The 17,304-nt window shown below is 64.0% G+C and carries 14 protein-coding genes; 9 read left to right on the top strand and 5 right to left on the bottom strand.

What is annotated here, in order from left to right; genetic code table 11:
* Window positions 1-54: 54 nt before the first annotated feature.
* The gene (trhA, locus tag AC5P8D_RS15740; protein ID WP_049409061.1) at window positions 55-693 is read left to right on the top strand and encodes a PAQR family membrane homeostasis protein TrhA; all 639 of its coding nucleotides are present in this window, start codon (window positions 55-57) and stop codon (window positions 691-693) included.
* A gap of 73 nt (window positions 694-766) precedes the next feature.
* Window positions 767-2,740, top strand: a complete 1,974-nt coding sequence (locus AC5P8D_RS15735) for an AsmA family protein (protein WP_495203470.1) — start codon at window positions 767-769, stop codon at window positions 2,738-2,740.
* Between the two features lie 509 nt (window positions 2,741-3,249).
* Here AC5P8D_RS15735 and AC5P8D_RS15730 read toward each other — a convergent pair.
* Genes AC5P8D_RS15730 through mtgA form a run of 3 tightly spaced genes read right to left on the bottom strand, consistent with a single transcriptional unit; the run spans window position 3,250 to window position 5,467 of the window.
* Window positions 3,250-3,681 (bottom strand): CBS domain-containing protein, encoded by a 432-nt coding sequence (locus AC5P8D_RS15730; RefSeq protein WP_019336409.1) that lies wholly within the window; start codon window positions 3,679-3,681, stop codon window positions 3,250-3,252.
* Window positions 3,641-4,660 (bottom strand): glycosyltransferase family 2 protein, encoded by a 1,020-nt coding sequence (locus AC5P8D_RS15725; RefSeq protein ID WP_495203469.1) that lies wholly within the window; start codon window positions 4,658-4,660, stop codon window positions 3,641-3,643. The genes AC5P8D_RS15730 and AC5P8D_RS15725 overlap by 41 nt, the downstream gene beginning before the upstream one ends.
* A 57-nt stretch (window positions 4,661-4,717) precedes the next feature.
* The gene (gene mtgA, locus AC5P8D_RS15720; RefSeq protein ID WP_159360471.1) at window positions 4,718-5,467 is read right to left on the bottom strand and encodes a monofunctional biosynthetic peptidoglycan transglycosylase; all 750 of its coding nucleotides are present in this window, start codon (window positions 5,465-5,467) and stop codon (window positions 4,718-4,720) included.
* Between the two features lie 77 nt (window positions 5,468-5,544).
* Here mtgA and hslO point away from each other — a divergent pair, with 77 nt between their 5' ends.
* From hslO to AC5P8D_RS15685, 7 genes are all read left to right on the top strand, one after another.
* Window positions 5,545-6,438, top strand: a complete 894-nt coding sequence (gene hslO, locus AC5P8D_RS15715) for an Hsp33 family molecular chaperone HslO (protein WP_159360472.1) — start codon at window positions 5,545-5,547, stop codon at window positions 6,436-6,438.
* Window positions 6,439-6,554: 116 nt separating this feature from the next.
* Window positions 6,555-7,403, top strand: coding sequence for an XOO1806 family protein (locus AC5P8D_RS15710; RefSeq protein ID WP_010482736.1), 849 nt, complete (start codon window positions 6,555-6,557; stop codon window positions 7,401-7,403).
* 282 nt (window positions 7,404-7,685) lie between these two features.
* Window positions 7,686-10,337: a TonB-dependent receptor plug domain-containing protein gene (locus AC5P8D_RS15705; RefSeq protein ID WP_049481850.1), complete on the top strand. Its 2,652-nt coding sequence runs from the start codon at window positions 7,686-7,688 to the stop codon at window positions 10,335-10,337.
* A 139-nt stretch (window positions 10,338-10,476) separates the two neighbouring features.
* Window positions 10,477-11,451, top strand: coding sequence for a class I SAM-dependent methyltransferase (locus tag AC5P8D_RS15700; protein WP_159360473.1), 975 nt, complete (start codon window positions 10,477-10,479; stop codon window positions 11,449-11,451).
* Entirely contained in the window at window positions 11,444-13,345 is a 1,902-nt protein-coding gene (locus AC5P8D_RS15695; protein ID WP_159360474.1) for an O-linked N-acetylglucosamine transferase, SPINDLY family protein, read from the top strand. The genes AC5P8D_RS15700 and AC5P8D_RS15695 overlap by 8 nt, the downstream gene beginning before the upstream one ends.
* 6 nt (window positions 13,346-13,351) lie before the next feature.
* Window positions 13,352-14,641: a putative 2OG-Fe(II) oxygenase gene (locus AC5P8D_RS15690; RefSeq protein WP_159360475.1), complete on the top strand. Its 1,290-nt coding sequence runs from the start codon at window positions 13,352-13,354 to the stop codon at window positions 14,639-14,641.
* A 32-nt stretch (window positions 14,642-14,673) separates the two neighbouring features.
* Window positions 14,674-15,213, top strand: coding sequence for a GNAT family N-acetyltransferase (locus AC5P8D_RS15685; protein WP_053092030.1), 540 nt, complete (start codon window positions 14,674-14,676; stop codon window positions 15,211-15,213).
* Window positions 15,214-15,250: 37 nt separating this feature from the next.
* Here AC5P8D_RS15685 and AC5P8D_RS15680 read toward each other — a convergent pair whose 3' ends face one another.
* On the bottom strand, window positions 15,251-15,889 hold the full coding sequence (locus tag AC5P8D_RS15680) for a 2OG-Fe(II) oxygenase family protein (protein WP_049481843.1): 639 nt from the start codon (window positions 15,887-15,889) through the stop codon (window positions 15,251-15,253).
* A 34-nt stretch (window positions 15,890-15,923) separates the two neighbouring features.
* Window positions 15,924-17,243 carry a hypothetical protein gene (locus AC5P8D_RS15675; RefSeq protein WP_159360476.1) on the bottom strand — a complete coding sequence of 440 codons (1,320 nt, stop codon included), beginning with the start codon at window positions 17,241-17,243 and terminating at the stop codon, window positions 15,924-15,926.
* Between the last annotated feature and the right edge of the window lie 61 nt (window positions 17,244-17,304).

The raw sequence follows: 17,304 nt of genomic DNA, 5'->3' as shown, positions 1-17,304 counted from the left end.
CGCGGCGATGATAGGGGGGTGCGGGTCTCCCTCCCCGCGAACGATGCCTACGCCATGTCCACGACTTCCGTTGCTTCGATCCGCGAAGAAATCGCCAGCGCCCTGACCCACGGCCTCGGTGCCGTGCTCGCCCTGGGCGCCGGTGCGGTACTGATCACGCTGGCCGCCATCTACGGCGATGGCTGGCAGCTGGCCGGCGCGATCGTATTCGGCATTGCGCTTCTGCTGCTGTACACCGCCTCCACGCTGTACCACGCCATCCAGCACCCGGTCGCCAAGGGCCGCCTGAAGGTGTTCGACCACTGCGCAATCTACGTATTGATCGCCGGCACCTATACCCCGTTCACCCTGATCGGCCTGCGTGGCCCGTGGGGCTGGGGCCTGTTCGCCGCGATCTGGACCCTGGCCCTGGCCGGGGTGGTGTTCAAGCTGTTCTACACCGGCCGCTTCAAGGCGCTTTCCACCGGCATCTACATCGCCATGGGCTGGCTGGTGATCGTGGCGATCAAGCCGATGCTGGCCTCGATCGACGGCTGGACGCTGGGCTGGCTGCTGGCCGGCGGCCTGTCGTACACGCTGGGCACCTATTTCTATCACCGCGAATCGATCCCCTATTCGCACGCGATCTGGCACCTGTTCGTGATCGGCGGCAGCGTCTGCCACTTCGTCGCGGTGACCATGCAGGTGCTGTAACGGCGCGGGTTGTGCACACCACGCACATGGACGCTTCGCGCCCCGTCCACGATGGAGGGGCAACCATGGCAGCGTGAATGCTGCCGCCTCCCCTGCCGCAACGCGCGCTTGCCGCTGGCGCCTCCGCAGACCTGGCCCGCGCGGCCGGCGCTGGCTCACGGTCCTGGTCTTCCTGCTGGCAGTGATCCTGGTGGTGATCGCGCTGTGGGACTGGAACTGGTTCAAGGGTCCGGTCGAGCGCGCGGTGCAGGCACGCACCGGTCGTGCACTGCACATCGGCCACCTGGATGTCGACCTCGGCCGAACCAGCACCATCCGTGCCGATGCGATCACCTTCGCCAATGCCGCCTGGGCGAAGCAGCCGAACATGGCCACGGCCGACCGCGTCGAGATCGACGTGCGAGTATGGCCCCTGCTGCGCGGCAGCGTGCAGCTGCCGGAAGTGCGCCTGACCCGACCGGACGTGCTGCTGGAAACCGCCCCGCGCAAGGGCGAGCCGGGCAACTGGGATTTCCTGGGTGACAGCAGAGGCGGGACAAGCCCGCAACTCAAGCGCCTGCGCATCGACGACGGCCGGCTGCAGTTCCTCGACGCACTGGGCCGCACCGACATCCGCGTGGGCGTGCGCAGCGGCCAACCGAAACAGGCCGATGCCTCGCCGCCGCTACTGGTGCGGGGCAAGGGCCGCTGGCAGGGCAACCCGTTCACCCTGCAGGGCGGTACCGAATCACCGCTGGAACTGACCGACAGCGACCACCCGTTCCGCATCCACCTCGACGGCCGCGCCGGTGCCACCCACGCAGTGGCCCGCGGCACGCTCACCAACCCCTTCCAGCTGCGCGTGTTCGACTTGCAGTTCGCGCTCAGCGGCCAGGATCTGGCCGACCTCTACCCGCTGCTCGGCATCGCCATCCCGCCCTCACCGCCCTATGCGTTGGACGGACGCCTGAAGCGCGACCACAACGTCTGGCGTTACGACGGCTTCACCGGCAAGGTCGGCGACAGCGACCTGGGTGGCAACCTGCAGTTCGAGGTGGGACGCGACCGTCCACGACTGACCGCGACGCTGGAATCCAGGCGCCTGGACTTCGATGACCTGGCCGGCTTCGTCGGCGCGCCACCGAAGACCGGCGGCGGCGAAACCGCCAACGCAGAACAGAAGGCCGAGGCCGCACGCGTTGCTGCCCGTGCACGCGTGCTGCCCGACACGCCCTACAACCTCGGCAAGCTGCGCGCGATGGATGCCGACGTGCGCTGGAAGGCCCACCGCATCAACGCCCCTTCGTTGCCGCTGGACGACATGGATGCGCACCTGCAGCTGGATGACGGCGTGCTACGGCTGGACCCGCTGAACTTCGGCGTGGCCGGCGGCGATATCCGCAGCACGATCCGCATGGATGCACGTCAGCCGCAGATCCGCACCGCGCTGAAGGCCAGCGTGCGCGGCGTGCAGCTGGGCCAGCTGCTCCCGGACGCGAAGCTGGCCGAGCAGGCCAAGGGCGGCATAGGCGGCGAAGTGGACCTGAGCGGCCGTGGCAACTCGGTCGCCGCGATGCTGGGCAGCAGCGATGGCAAGGTCGGCCTGGCGATGGGCCGCGGCCATGTCGGTAACCTGGTAATGGAACTGGCGGGGCTGGACATTACCGAATCGCTGAAATTCCTGGTGACCGGCGACAAGCAGATCCCCCTGCGCTGCGCCTTCGCCGACTTCGGCGTGCGCGACGGCCTGATGACCAGCCAGGCACTGGCGGTGGATACCACCGACACGATCCTCATCGGCGAAGGCACGGTCAGCCTGCGCGACGAGAGCCTGGACCTGCTGTTGAAGCCACGCCCGAAGGACAAGAGCATCCTGGTGCTGCGCTCTCCGCTGCGCATCAGTGGCACGTTCAAGGACCCGTCGTTCCGCCCGGACTTCAAGGCGCTGGGTATTCGTGGCGCCGTGGCCCTGGCGCTGGGCAGCATCGCGCCGCCGGCGGCGTTGCTGGCGACGATCGAACTGGGGCCGGGGAAGGATGCCGACTGCGGGGGGCAGTATGCGAAGTAGGTTTACAGCGTTGTTCGCGGCGCCTCTTTTCCCGCGCGTAGAGCCGGAGCAAGGCGACAGGCAGGACACGCCGTAAATACGTCCCTGTAGGCTCGGTCGGCGCATCCATGCGCCTCACGGTCCTGCCTGCCGCCTTGCTCCGGCTCCGGACAGTTTCCTGCGCGCGCGGAACGAGAGCGGAAATTCAAAGTCAAAAGAAAAAAGCAGAGTCAAAAGCCGTTGCCAACCAAGGCTGGCAGCTACCCAAGGCGAGGCACCGCGCATGTAAACACCGCGCTCGCAGAAATGTGTCCAGAGGCGGAGGGTGCGGCTGGGCAGGACCGTTGGCGCCATGGATGGCGCCATCGAGCCTACAGGGACGTACTTGCGGCGTGTCCTGCCCAGCCGCACCCTCCGCCTCCCAACGTATCAGGAAGGCGCTGCTTTGGCTTTGGCTTTGGCTTTGGCTTTGGTTGCGGCTCTGGCTTCGAAAAGCGGGCCGGCGGGCCGCAGGCCCGCCAGCGACACCCTCACCCGGCGACGATGTACTGCTGCAGCTGATCCAGCTCGCGCCGCTGCGCATCGATCACCGATTTCACCAGGTCGCCGATGGAAATCACCCCCAGCACCTGCGCCCCCTCCACCACCGGCAGGTGGCGGATGCGGTAATCGGTCACCAGTTGCAGGCAGTGCTCTACCTGTTCGCCCGGCGAGACCGTCACCACCTTCGCCGTCATGATCTCGGCCACCGCCGTATCCCGCGACGAACGATCACGCAGCACGATCTTGCGCGCGTAATCGCGCTCCGAAAGGATCCCGACCAGCCGCGGCCCGTCCATCACCAGCACCGCGCCAATGCCCTTTTCCGCCATCAACCGGATCGCATCGATCACCGCCGCATCCGGCGCGACCGCATGTACTTCAGGAGACTTGCCGTCCAACAGTTGCCGTACCGTGGTCATCTGCCTGCCCTCCGAGGGTGGGTTGCAGGGCCGAGTCTGCCACGGTGGATGCTAGCCACGCGTCAACCAGGTACAACGGGCGCTGCTTGGATTCCTCGTACAGCCGTCCCAGGTACTCACCAATCAGGCCCAGGGCGATCAACTGCACCCCGCCCAGGAACAGGATCACCGCCATCATCGTCGGCCAACCCGCCACCCGGTCACCGTACAGGGCCGCCTTGGCGATCACCCATACACCGAATACGAAAGCAACCGCCGCCGTGGCCAGGCCCATGTAGGTCGCCGCCCGCAGGGGAACGGTCGAGAACCCGGTGATACCTTCCAGCGCGAAGTTCCACAGCCGCCAAAGGCTGAACTTGCTGGAGCCGGCCACGCGCGCGTGACGGTGGTAGGGCACGGCAATCCGCTTGAATCCGACCCAGCTGAAAAGACCCTTCATGAAGCGGTGGCGTTCACGCATCTCGCGCAGCGCGCTCAGCGCGCGCGGCGACAGCAGGCGGAAGTCACCGGTATCGGCAGGGATCGGCGTGCGTGACAGGCGACCGATCACCCGGTAGAACGCCGCCGCCGTGGCGCGCTTGATCCAGGCCTCGCCATCGCGGGCCATGCGCGTGCCATAGATGTTGTCATGGCCTTCGCGCCAGCGCGCAACGAACTGCGGCACCAGTTCCGGCGGGTCCTGGCCATCGGCATCCAGGATCATCGCCGCGCCTTCGCGCACCAGATCCAGGCCGGCAGTCAGCGCAGCCTCCTTGCCGAAATTGCGCGACAGCTTCAACGCCGATACGCGCGCGTCGCCCTGCGACAATCCTGCGATCACCTGCCAGGTCCCGTCGTGGCTGCCGTCGTCCACATACAGGATGTGACCATCGATGTCGGGCATTCCGTCCAGCACGGCACACAGGCGGGGATGCAGGCACGGCAGCGCCTGCTCCTCGTTGTAGGCGGCGATGACGAAAGTAAGGCGTTCGCGATTCATGCCCGGATTGTACGTTGCCTGCAGGCGCATGGCCTGCCGCCTCGTTGGCATGTGCCCTCAATCTTCCAAGAGGTATGCCGCGCCGCCCAGCTGTCGTGCCTGGCGCTGGATCCATGCCGCGCGCCGCTGCACGTACGGCCCTGGCTTGGCCGCGTTGTAGCGTCGCGGTGCCGGCAACACCGCCGCCAGCCGCGCACTCTCGGCCGGACTCAACCGGGCCGCGTCCTTGCCCCAGAACGTCTGTGCCGCTGCCTGCGCGCCATATACGCCATCGCCGAACTCGGCGATGTTGGCGTACATCTCCAGGATGCGTTCCTTCGGCCACAGTGCTTCGATCAGCACCGTGTACCAGACTTCCAGGCCCTTGCGCACCCAGCTGCGGCCCTGCCAGAGGAACAGGTTCTTGGCGACCTGCTGGCTGATCGTGCTGGCCCCCCGCAGGCGCCCGCCCTTGGCGTTGTGGTCGCGGGCCTTCTCGATGGCCTGCAGGTCAAAGCCGTTGTGGTCGGGAAAGCGCTGGTCCTCTGCGGCCACCAGCGAGATCGGCAGGCTCGCTGCCATCTGGTCCAGGTCGCGCCACTGGTAGTGCAGGCGATAGGACCAGTCGGCCTCGCCCAAGGCCTCGCCATAGCGCCACAGCATGACCGTGGATACCGGCGGGTCGATGAACCGCAGCACCAGCACCTGCAGGCAGCTGAAAGCGGCCAGCAGCAGCGGCAGCCAGAGCAGCCGTTTCCAGCGCCAGCGCCTGCGGCGCGGGACTTCCGCGATGGCCTCCACCTTGTGCTGCTCTCCCCCTGCCCCCATTACTGGTGCATCCTTCTTCTATCTGGTTGTCGGCGCATTATCCGGCAACCGCCCTCGTTTACGCGCGATGTGAGCCGATGACCGCCAACCCCGATTCCCTGATCCGCTTCCTGCTTCCCGACGCTGGCGTCCGTGGCGTCCACGTGCGCCTGCAGGCCACCTGGCAGGAGATCCTGTCCCACGCCGAGTACCCGGATACCGCCGCCGAACTGCTCGGCGAGGCCTGCGTGGCCTCGGCGCTGTTCACCGGCCACACCAAGATCGATGGCCGCCTCTCGATCCAGCTGCGCAGCAGCACCGCCCTGCGCACCCTGTTCGCCGAGTGCACCGCCGCCGGTACCCTGCGCGGCATCGCCCAGCTCAGCGAGGGCGCCGATGCGCCGCGCGACCTGTCCCGCCTGGGTGATGACGCCCTCCTCGCGATCACCATCGAGAACCCGGGCCTGGACCCGCGCGAGCCGCAGCGCTACCAGAGCCTGGTCGCGCTGACCGCGCCGGAGCTGGACGAGGCCTTCGAGGACTACTTCCGCCAGTCCGAACAGCTGCCGACCCGCCTTCTGCTGGCGGCCGACCGCAAAGGCGCCGCCGGCCTGCTGCTGCAGAAGCTGCCGGGCGACGAGGGTGACGAGGACGGCTGGGCGCGTGCCAGCGCCCTGTTCGAGACCCTGGGCAAGGCCGAGCTGCTGGCGACCCCGGCCGAGCAGCTGCTGCACCGCCTGTTCCACGAAGAGAAGCCGGAACTGATGGGCGACAAGCCGCTGTCCTTCGCCTGCTCCTGTTCCCGCGAGCGGGTCGCATCGATGCTGCAGTCGCTGGGCGAGGACGAGGCCCGTGCCGCAGCCGCGGACACCGGCACCGTCGAGGTCCGTTGCGAATTCTGCGGGCGGGAGTATCACTTTCCTTTGACGGAGTTCGGCATACTGTTCCACGGTGCCGAGGGGACTGTACCGGCGCCCGAACGGCTTCAGTAAACGGCTTGTCTTGCATCTGGGGGGATCAAGGCTTGTTAAGAATTCATAAACACCCTAGGATCAAGTTCCCGTCTCTGCGGGAACTTCCGTTGTCCGTCCCTGTCTGAACTGGTCCGATGCGTACCTTCCTGCGTCTACCGCTGGCCCTGCTGATCGCCCTTGGCGCGATCACGGGCGTGCACGCGCAGAGCAAGGACACCCGGACCGTGCTGCCGGTGTGGAACAAGGGCAGCGGCAAGGTCGAGGCCCTGCTGTACCTGGAGCCCACGGGTGAACAGGCCGCCGGCGCCCGCTGGCACTTCGGCCGCAACTCGCTGGATGCGGCCTTCGGCCTGTCCTCCGGCGATTCACTGGGCCTGCTCTGCAACAGCAGCAGCGGGACCAGCATGAGCGGCCTGGCCAGTCACTGCATGCTGGCCAGCCTGGGTGATGACGACGACCTCAACAGCCGCCGCTTCACCGGCACCGCCGCGCTGAACCGCGGCAACAGCCGCCTCGGCATCACCGCGGGCACCGGCCGTGAAACGCTGCCGGCGTGGCTGTCCGGCCCGAACAAGACACCCTCGCTGCGCGCCGAGCAGAACGACCTGACCGTATTCGCGCAGAAGAACATCGGCCGCGAGGGTTTTGTCTCGATTGCCGGTACCTACGCCAAGGCCCGCCTGGTACCGCTGGCCGACGCCGCGCCGTCCATCGTCGACCGCTGGGACAGCAAGAGCCTGAGCATCGGCGCCGGCTACGGCAACTTCACCGGCAGCATCATCGGCCGCGTCATCGACGTACCGGGCAAGCCCGGCAAGTGGGAAGGCCTGGGCATCGGCCTGACCTGGCGTACCCCGTGGTCCGGCCAGCTTACCGTGGGCGCCGAGAACGTGATCAGCCGCGGCAAGAATCCGTTCTCCCCACGCAATGAAAGCAACGACGACGGCACCGTGCCGTACGTGCGTTACGAACAGGACCTGTAACTCCAGCTGCGGCGCAGCATACGGCCCCGCATGGTCGCCAGGCCCAACGACTGCGAGTCGTTGGGTCAACGCGCTGAACGCCCGTCACACCAGGCATTGCGGCTGCGGCACGAGGCCAGTCCGAGGCCTGCCTTCATCTATTTCACACAAGTCATTAACAGCCCTTTAATTATTGGAAAAGGGCAGTTAGTATCGGCTCAGCTTCACGTGTTTTGGTGGCGCCTTTCGCCTCCCGCGTGAAGCACTCAGCAGCACCACCAAGAATCCTTGGAGAGAGAGCCAATGAACAGCAAGACCAGCAAGCTGCGCGATGCAGTTGTCCTCGCGCTGATCGCAAGTGCCGGTACGGCGGCTACCGCCAGTGCCCAGGAAGGGAAGTCAGGGCAGGCGGGTACGACCCAGCTCGACCGTATTGAAGTAACCGGTTCGCGCATCAAGCGCACGGATGTTGAAGGCCCCAGCCCGGTCAGCGTGATTTCCCGCCAGGACATCGAAACCTCCGGCGAAATCTCGGTCGCGGACTTCCTCCGCAACAACATCTACAACTCGTTCGGTTCCACCCGTGAGTCGTCGGGCTCGGCAACCGGTTCCGCAGCCACCATCAGCCTGCGCGGCCTCGGCTCTGAGTACACGCTGGTCCTGCTGGACGGCCGTCGCATGACGTCCTCGCCGACCCTCGGTGGCGGTGCGCAGAACATCAACCTGATTCCGACGGCCGCCGTCGAGCGCATTGAAATCCTGCGCGAAGGCGCAGGTGCAGTGTACGGTTCGGATGCCATCGGCGGCGTGGTCAACGTGATCCTGCGTAAGGATTATGAAGGCCTGGGCTTCAGCGTCGGCTATGAAAATCCTGAAATCGGCCCGGCCGGTCGCACCGGCAGCCTGTCCGGTGGCATCAGCTCCGACCGTGGCAACCTGACGTTCGTGATCGACCATCAGGAACGCGAGTTGATGTACAACCGTGACATCAAGAAATACGTCACTGATGCAGGGCTGACCTGGGGCCTCAGCCCGTACAACTCGAGCGCGACCTTCTCCGGCGCCCGCACCGGCAGCGCCAGCGTCGCCAACTGCGACACCTTCGAGAACAGCGTCCGCATCAGCCCGACCCGCTGCGGCTTCGACCACGGCGCGACCTCGGCCAACGAAGCCTCGATGTCGCGTGACTCGCTGCTGCTGAACGGCAACTACCAGCTGACCGACAACACCTCCTTCTTCTTCCGTGCAATTGCGTCGGATACCAAGAGCGTCGGCGTTTATGCGTCGGCCCCGGTCGACAACGCCGGCGGCGGCCGTCCGCTGACCATCGCAGCCAACAATCCATTCAATCCGTTTGGCGAGGACGGCGTGCTGTCCTACCGGTTCACCCCGCTGGGTACGCGTGATGCCGTCCGTCGCGATACCTATCGCGATTTCAACTTCGGCCTGCGCGGTACGCTGGACCTGTTCGGCGGCGCCGACTGGGAAGTCGGTGTTGGCCATGGACGTGTCCGCCAGAGCTCGGTGAACTACAACTACGGCATCGGCAGCATCCTGCAGGACATGGTTGATTCGGGCGAGTACAACCCGTTCGATCCCACCCATCCGAGCGTGGCCGCTGCGGCTCCGAAGATCGCACACACCGTGTACGTGGAATCGGAACAGCGCACGGTCTCGGCCGACGGCAACATCTCCTTCGACCTGTTCCAGATGCCCGCCGGCGCCGTCAGCTTCGTGACCGGCTTCGAGTACCGCGATGACCGCCTGTCCATGGCCTACGACGCACAGAGCGCCGCAGGCAACGTGTTCGGCTCGGCAGGTGCAGGTACGGGTGGTGAGCGCTCCTACTACGCAGGCTACTTCGAAACCCTGATCCCGCTGTTCAGCAGCCTGACCGCCACTGTGGCCGGCCGCTATGACAGCTACAACGATCTGGGCAGCAAGTTCTCGCCGCGCGTATCGCTGGAGTTCCGTCCGATCGACTCGCTGCTGGTTCGTGGCTCCTGGGGCAAGGGCTTCCGTGCTCCGACCCTGGATGACATGTACGGCTCCAACTCCACGACCAACCTGAACAGCCCGGTGCTGAGTGCGATCGGCCACAACGGCGGCGACGAACTCGCATGCAAGGCCTTGTCCGCCGTCCGCGCTTCGACCGGCAATACCGGTTACCAGCCGTACCCGGTTGATCCCTGCAGCACCAGCAGCCAGTACCAGTGGCTGGTTTCCTCGAACCGCAATCTGAAGCCGGAGGAATCGAAGAACTGGAACGTCGGCTTCGTGTTCAGCCCGACCGAAGCACTGTCGATGGCAGTCGACTACTACGATGTGCAGATCGACAACGTGATCACTTCGGTGCCGCGTCCGCTGGCATGGCGCTACGGTGACGCAGGCCAGCCCGGCTATGGCGTTGATCGTGGTCCGGACATCACTGCACCGAATGGCGCAGTACTGCCGGGTATCCCGTTCCAGATCAAGCTGCCGATCGACAACGGTGCTTCGAAGAAGGTCCGTGGTATCGACGCCGAGTTGAACTTCCGCCAGAGCCTGGGCACCTACGGGGACCTGATGGCAAGGCTGAATTGGGCCCACCAGATCGAATTCACCGAAACCTCGATCATCAACGACAAGGTTGAACTGCTGGGCACCGGCGGCTATCCGAAGGATCGCGCGCAGTTCACCCTGGGCTGGAGCTACGGCGACGTCAGCATTGCGGCGATCACCAACTACATCGGCAAGAGCGGTTCGGAAGACACGCGCCTGCCGAGCTGGATCACCAATGATCTGCAGTTGACCTGGAATGCGCCGTGGAAGGGCAAGGTGACTCTGGGCGTCCGCAATGTCGGCAACAAGCTGCCGCCGTTCAACGATTCACTGAACTCCTTCCCGTACTACGACAACAGCCTGTACAACATCTGGGGCCGTACCCCGTACATGCGTTACGAACAGAACTTCTGATCCACGCCTGTCAGCAGTAGTGCAGCGACCCGCTTGTGCGGGTCGCTGCTTTTGGGCAGTCTTGCAGCTGCGTCAACTTCCCATGATGTGCATAACCTGTGCACCGGGCCCCGCCACAATGCATGACGGAAGCGCCGCAATGAGCGCAGATCCCCACTCCTTCCCGCAGGCAGCGCACTGGACCCAGCTCTGGCGCACCGGCGTGCTTCATTCGTGCAGTCACGGCATCGAAGGAAACTACGATGGCGAACTGCGTCTCTTCTGGGAGCGCAACGCCGCGGTTCTGCCACAAGGCGCGCGTGTGCTTGACGTTGGCACCGGCAACGGCGCCATCGCCCTCTTGATCCATCGGTTCCGCCCCGATCTTCAAGTGGTGGGCACCGACCTGGCCGATGTCGACCCCCGCTCGAATGTCGCCAATGGCAGAGAGCTTTTCTCCGGAATCACCTTCCTGCCTCGTACGCCGATGCACGCCATTCCGCTGGCAGACGGTAGTGTGGACCTTCTGGCATCGCAGTATGCATTCGAGTATGCAGCTCAGGGCCCAGCACTTCAGGAGTTTTCCCGGCTGATCGGGCCTGGAGGGCGAATCGCGTGGATCCTGCACAGCACGAACAGCGAAATCTCGCGCATCTCATCGCGCCAAGCCCAAGCCATCGCCGATGTACTGCGGAGCGACGGCATCTTTGATCGGGCTGAACAAGTGATCAAGGAACTGTACGCGGCCAAGGCCAGTGGCCCCTCCTTTCTTTCGGGGAGCAGAACTGCGGAGCAATCCCGCCTGGCTTTCAACGAGGCGGCAGGCGCGCTTGTCGACCGTGCCCTGGCGGAGCGGGATCTGCCGGTCCTGGGCCGGAGCGTCGGCATTCTGCAGGACGCGCTGGGCCCCGCAGCGCAGGATCCATCGACCGCCCTGCGGCGACTTCAGAGTGGTCGTGCCCTGCTTGCAGAGGAAGCCGCTCGCCTGCAGGAGCTCATGCGGGCGACCCGAAGCGAGGACGAGATGAAGCGCCTGGCGTACGCATTGGGTGCCCAAGGCATGAATTCAGGATTTGAACCTCTGATGTATCGCGGGGTAAACATGGGCTGGGCGTTGGAGGCAGTACGTGAATGAGGCCGCTGAGGCTCGCCGTTATCACCATGCAGCTCGGCTGGATGACGCCCTCCCGCACTACAGGCGAGCACTGCTGCTGGATCCGTCTGACGATGTTCTTCGCTACGACGCAGCCCTTTGCATGATGCAACTCGGCCACGCACAAGAAGCCGCAGTACTGTTCCAGCAGATCCATCCCGCGTCCACCGCCTGGCAACCGGCACGCGCCCCTCTTGCGATCTGCCTGCGTGACAGCCATCGTGCGGGAGAGGCGCTTGAACCCGCACGCCAGGCAATCACGACGGCAGAACCGCAAGCATGGCAATGGATGCTGCTTGGTGACCTCCAGCAACGCACGGGCCAACAAATGGCTGCTGTCGACAGCCTGCAACGCGCGCTCGCGCTGGATCCCACCCTTCTTGAGGCCCACCACCTGCTGGGTCTCGCCCTGCAGGAAACGGGCAGGTACGAGGAGGCGATCAAGAGCTATGAAGTTGTAGCCGCCCAACTTCCCATGGAGCTCATCAACATCGCTCAGTGCCTTCAGCACCTCGGCCGGTGGGAATCCGCACGTGACGTACTGGCGCAACTTCACACGCTGCAGCCCGCACGTATGGACGTAATGTGCTGGCTCGCGCATGTCCATGCACAGCTGTGCGAGTTCGATGCCACGGACCGGATCGTGGCGCGGCTCATTGCACAGTTGCGCGTGACCACGCCCGCAGCCAACGACGTACCGCAACCATTCACCTTCGCGACGCTGCCATTGGGCAACGACCTGCACAGGCAGCTGCTGGATCATGCGGCCGCATCGATCCAGGCCGGCCGGCAACCGTTGCCACGGGCGGCTGCCCGTCGGCACGGCCGCCCAAGAATCGGCTACCTTTCCAGTGACCTGCACCACCACACCGTGGGCACCCTGTTGCACGGATTCTTCGCAGCGCATGATCGGAGCCGGTTCGAAGTGCATGTGTACGATTCCGGCCGGCAGCCGGCGTCCATCAACGGCGCAGAACACATCGAGCACGTTGGCGCGCTGAGCGACGCTGAGCTGGCAAAGCGACTGCACGAAGCGGATCTGGATATTCTCATCGATCTCAACGGCCCAACGTATGGAGGTCGGCCTGGAGCTCTGGCATATCGACCAGCGCGCATGCAACTGGGATGGCTGGGCTACCTCTCCGGACAACAATCGCCATGGCTTGATGGCATCATCCTCGACCACAGCCTGGCACCGGCAGACACCTCATGGCCGTTTTCCGACCGGGTACTTCGCCTGGCTGGCAGCGTGTTTCCAGCAGCAGAGCCCCACTCTCCGCCTGGACGAGACCGTGCGCGCTGGAAGCTACCCCATGCATCACCGGTAGCAGCCAGCTTCAATAGCAGCCATAAACTGAGCAGATCGCTGCTGGAGTGCTGGACGCAGATCCTGCGCGAGGCGCCTGATGCACTCTTGCTGGTCTGCCTGGCACCACAGGCACACCGCGGATTCCTGCAATCGTGGGACCTGCTCGGGGGAGACCGCGACCGGCTTCGCCTGCTGTCGCCGATGCCGGCCGAGCAATACCTGGAATGCATGGCGTCATGCGATCTGTTCCTTGATGCATTCAATTACCAGGCCGGTGCGACTGCGATTGATGCAGCATCGGCAGGGTTGCCACTACTGACCTGCCCCGGAGAGCTGCCGCTTTCGCGACTGGGGAGCAGTGTGAACAGGCAACTGGGAATGCCCGAACTGATCTGCAACGGACACCATGATTATGTGCAGCGCGCAGTGACACTGCTCCGTAACCCGGCTGCGCTTTCAGAACTCCGCCAGCGGGTCACCGTCCGCAACAAGGACAGTGCGTTGCATTCGGCAGCACGTGCGGCTACCGATCTTCAAGCGCTTTATCAAGACCTGCTGGGGGAGTGAACACCCATGGAAACACTGGACCATATCCCTGATGTGGAACTGGAGCGCGAGATCGCCATGTTGTTTCTAGCCGGCGAGAAGGACCGGGCGCTGCTTCGCCTGCAGGATGAGCAGCTTGCGCAAACCCATCCCAGGCTGGCATTCCAATTGGCGCTGCTTCTGATCGAAATTGGCGACTGGAAACACGCGAAGCAGCAGCTTGATCGGGTACTCAGCCTTGAGCCGCGCTTTCTGCCAGCCTTGCGACGTCGCGCAGCGCTGCTGGCCCATGATGACGACCTGACCGCCGCAGAGGAAGACTTCCAGCGCATCGTGAAGATCGCGCCAGATGAAACGTCGGCTGTCGCCAACATCGGTGTTGTCCTGTTGCGGCGTGGCAATCACGCGGCCGCATTGCCTTGGCTGCAACGAGCTGCAACGCAGTCGCCTGCTGACGCTCGCATCCAGCACAGCCTGGCCAACGCTCTCAGCGGAGCGGGTCAACATGCTCTGGCACTGGATCTGTTCCACCGGCTTGCACAGGGCTCTCCCGGAAACACCGATCTGGCCGCAGACTGGGCCATGGCCCTGCTGCGCGGCGGTGATGCGGCGTCGGCTCATGCACGTTTCCTGACCCTTCTTTCAGAACATCCCCACGACCAGCGCTGCTGGGCCGGGCGCTATCTGTCCGCATGCGCTCTGAAACTGCAGGATGCCCTCGGGTTGATGGACTACCCGCTCCTGCTGCGGCAGATCAGGACTGATCTGGACATCACAGCGTTGATCGATGCGGTGCTGCAGTTGCCGTCATTACGCTGGGAGCCTGCGGGCAAAACCACTCTTGGCGGCCTTCAAAGTGCGATGCTCGACCTGGCGCCAGCAAGCCCATTCCACGAATTCGGCCAGCAGGTGAGCAACGCACTCCACGATTATCTGCTGCAACTGCGCGGAAGCCTGCTCGGCGCCCCTCTCGACGCCTGGCGACTGAGCCTGCCTTCACGATGGACGCTGCAGGCCTGGGCAACGGTGCTGCATGGCGATGGAGGACATCAGGATCCACACCTGCATCCCGCCGGCCGCATCAGTGGGGTGCTTTACCTCGATGCCGGCAACTCTGCCAGGGGAGACGGGGATCTCGTGTTTGGGCATGCCCCGAGGGACATCGACACAGCGGGCGAACCGCACGCGCATCGTCATGTGGCCCGCAGCGGCGACATGCTTCTCTTCCCCTCCTGGTTCCTCCATCACACAACGCCGTACCACGGAACGCGACCGCGCATCAGTCTGGCATTCGACCTGCTGCCAGCGTCGCTGTGAACAAGTCCCTTTCATCCGCTGAGGCATTTCACATGGAACGTCGAATAGTTACGGAACGCCTCATTCTGCAGCCCCACTGCCGGGATGACCTCGATGACTGCACCAGCATGTGGTCAGACCCGGCGGTCCTGCGCATGATCCGCGACCACCCTTTCAGCCGGCACGAGACCTGGCTTCGCATACTGCGATATGCAGGCCATTGGGCAATGCTTGGATACGGCTACTGGACCATCCGCCATCGCAACGATGGAAGATTCTACGGAGAGCTCGGCTTCGCCCTTACCCTGCGTGACCTGCCTGGAGAGGCCGCTGGCCTGCCTGAATTCGGCTGCACGTTGTCGCGTCGTGGCTGGGGACGCGGCATCGCCCAGGAGGCCACTGCCGGCGTGCTGGAATGGATGGATCGCGTTGCTCGGATCGAAGCCACTTCAGCGATTACCGATCTCCGCAACCGATCGGCGCTGGCGTTGGCCAACGCCGTCGGCTATAGCATCGTCGAGGAAATGGATTTTGAAGGCAATCCATTCGCAGTGCTCACACGCACCTCCAGCCTCACGACGCTCACTTCATGATGTAGTTCCGGCAACAGACGCCGGATGACGGGCAACGTCAGGCGTCGTGGCGACGATTGGCGCCATCGTGCCGCGAATAGAAATAGACCAGCGCATTGCGCTCGCCGGCCGTCACCCGTGCCACCTCGTGCCGCAACTTGCAGGTCGTAAGCAGCACCGTGCCGTAGGTCGCCGCATAGGCATGGCGCGCACCGGCATCGTCGTGGACGACAAAATCACCGCCTGCGAAATCGTGCCCCAACTGGATGATCATCGAGTAGTCATAGTCCGGATTGCTGGCAGCATCCAGATGCAGGCCGATGAAGGAACCCGCCGTCATGCGGTTCATCTGTGCCCGACGGATATGGAAGGCATCCTGTGACTGGAACAGTTCTGCAATCGCGTTCCGGCACTCCTCCCGGTTGAGGATCCCCAGGATCTGGTCTGCGTGCGGGCGATTGACCACCTGCGGAACCTCGCCTTGCCGATCAACCATGATGCGACGCACGTAGATGTCGTGCGTGTCGCCTGCGTCGCCCTGCGTGACGGCCTCTTCAGGCAGCAACGACTGGAGCCTTTCAAGCTCTTTCAATGTCGAGGCGTCAAACACAACGCCCATCGGGATCAACGTACTGCCGGTCGTTTTCAACTCATCCGCGTAGCGGGAAAGTTGCGAGGCTTCCAATACCATACTCATGCAGCGTCCTCCTTTCGTTTGGGAAAGCAATCAATCAAGCCAGGGCAGAAAATTTCTCCAGGAATGCGCCGCGCTCATCGGGGTTCAGTACCGGTGCCCAGCCGATGCTGGCGCCACTGCTGGCATTGACAACCCGATTGCCAACCGCTGATCGCACGACGCAACCGCTGGCCGCGCCCTCATGCAAGTACACGCCCACCACTGTACGGTGAGGCGCCAAGCCAAGGTCGCGATCGTCCAGATGGACCAGTTCCGGAACATCGAGCATCGGCTGTTGGACCCAGTCGCCAGCTCCAGATGTGCTCAACCGGCGCGCCAACAGGGCCGCGGCGGCGCTACCGGAGGGAACGACATCCTGCCCGCCGTAGCCGTACTTTTTCTTGAACACGATGTTGCTGTCGGATTCGTTCAAAGCGGCTACATCGTCGACAGTGACGAAATGCGTGGGCACCACCCAGCGCTGTACTGCCCCCCATTCCATCGGCGTCAGTACCTGCCGGTAGCCCTCATCCCACAGCAATGCCAGCCATGCCTTGCTCATCAGCAGTTCGGCTTCAAGGCCATTGGAGAACCTCGCACCGCTGTCGAGGATGTCCAGGTACACATCGTGATCAGAAAGCACGTCGTCATAGGTAAAGCGACGATGGACCAGTGTCCTGCTCATATCCATGCCCGAGCGCCGCGCATGGCGCCAACTACGTTCATCATGCACCGAAATGTCCAGTCCAGGCAGAGAACGCCGCAACCACTGCTGGCTGAGATCGCCACTGGGATAACCCATTGCCGAGTGCGTGCTCCAGTCGAGCAGATGGAGGCTAAGGTAGCCCTCACGCACGATGCTTCGCGCGTACATGCTGGCAAGATTGTTTACCGGTACCGCCTGACTACCCTCTGCGTCCCAGCCAAGCACGTCGGCGAACGCTCGATAGTGTTCGAACAATTCGAAGCCACCCACCGCTGCGGAGAAATTGAGCTCGCATATCCGCATGCCATCGGCGCAAGGCAACAGATCGGCACGCATCACGCGATGTTGGCCGCTGCGAAGCTGCTCCCAGTCCACCAAGGGTGCCCATGCAGGGTCGACCCCCATTAGCTGAAGAAGGTCACTACGCGTATGCCGGCGCAATGCTTCGTCGACCACGCGCTGCAGGCCGGATGCAACCAGCTGCAAGCCGTCAACCAGTTGCTCGTAGTCGTTGCGATCAAACAACAACGGATGCGCGGAAAAGCGCATCCGAGGTGCGTTCAAGGCGATCCGGAAGGCCTCGAGGCGTCGCTGTATCTCTGCGTATGCCATGGTGCCGGGCAACGATTGGAAGGCCGGCAATGCCTGCTGATTGATTCCGTGGAACATCCCTGTCCTCGCCCGAGATCCGTGAAGGCATCCTGAACATTCAATCATCCAGCACTTGCTG

It is taken from the genome of Stenotrophomonas sp. YJH_SMC_101-4 (genome assembly GCF_059370395.1).
This window is presented reverse-complemented; position numbering and strand designations above follow the sequence as displayed.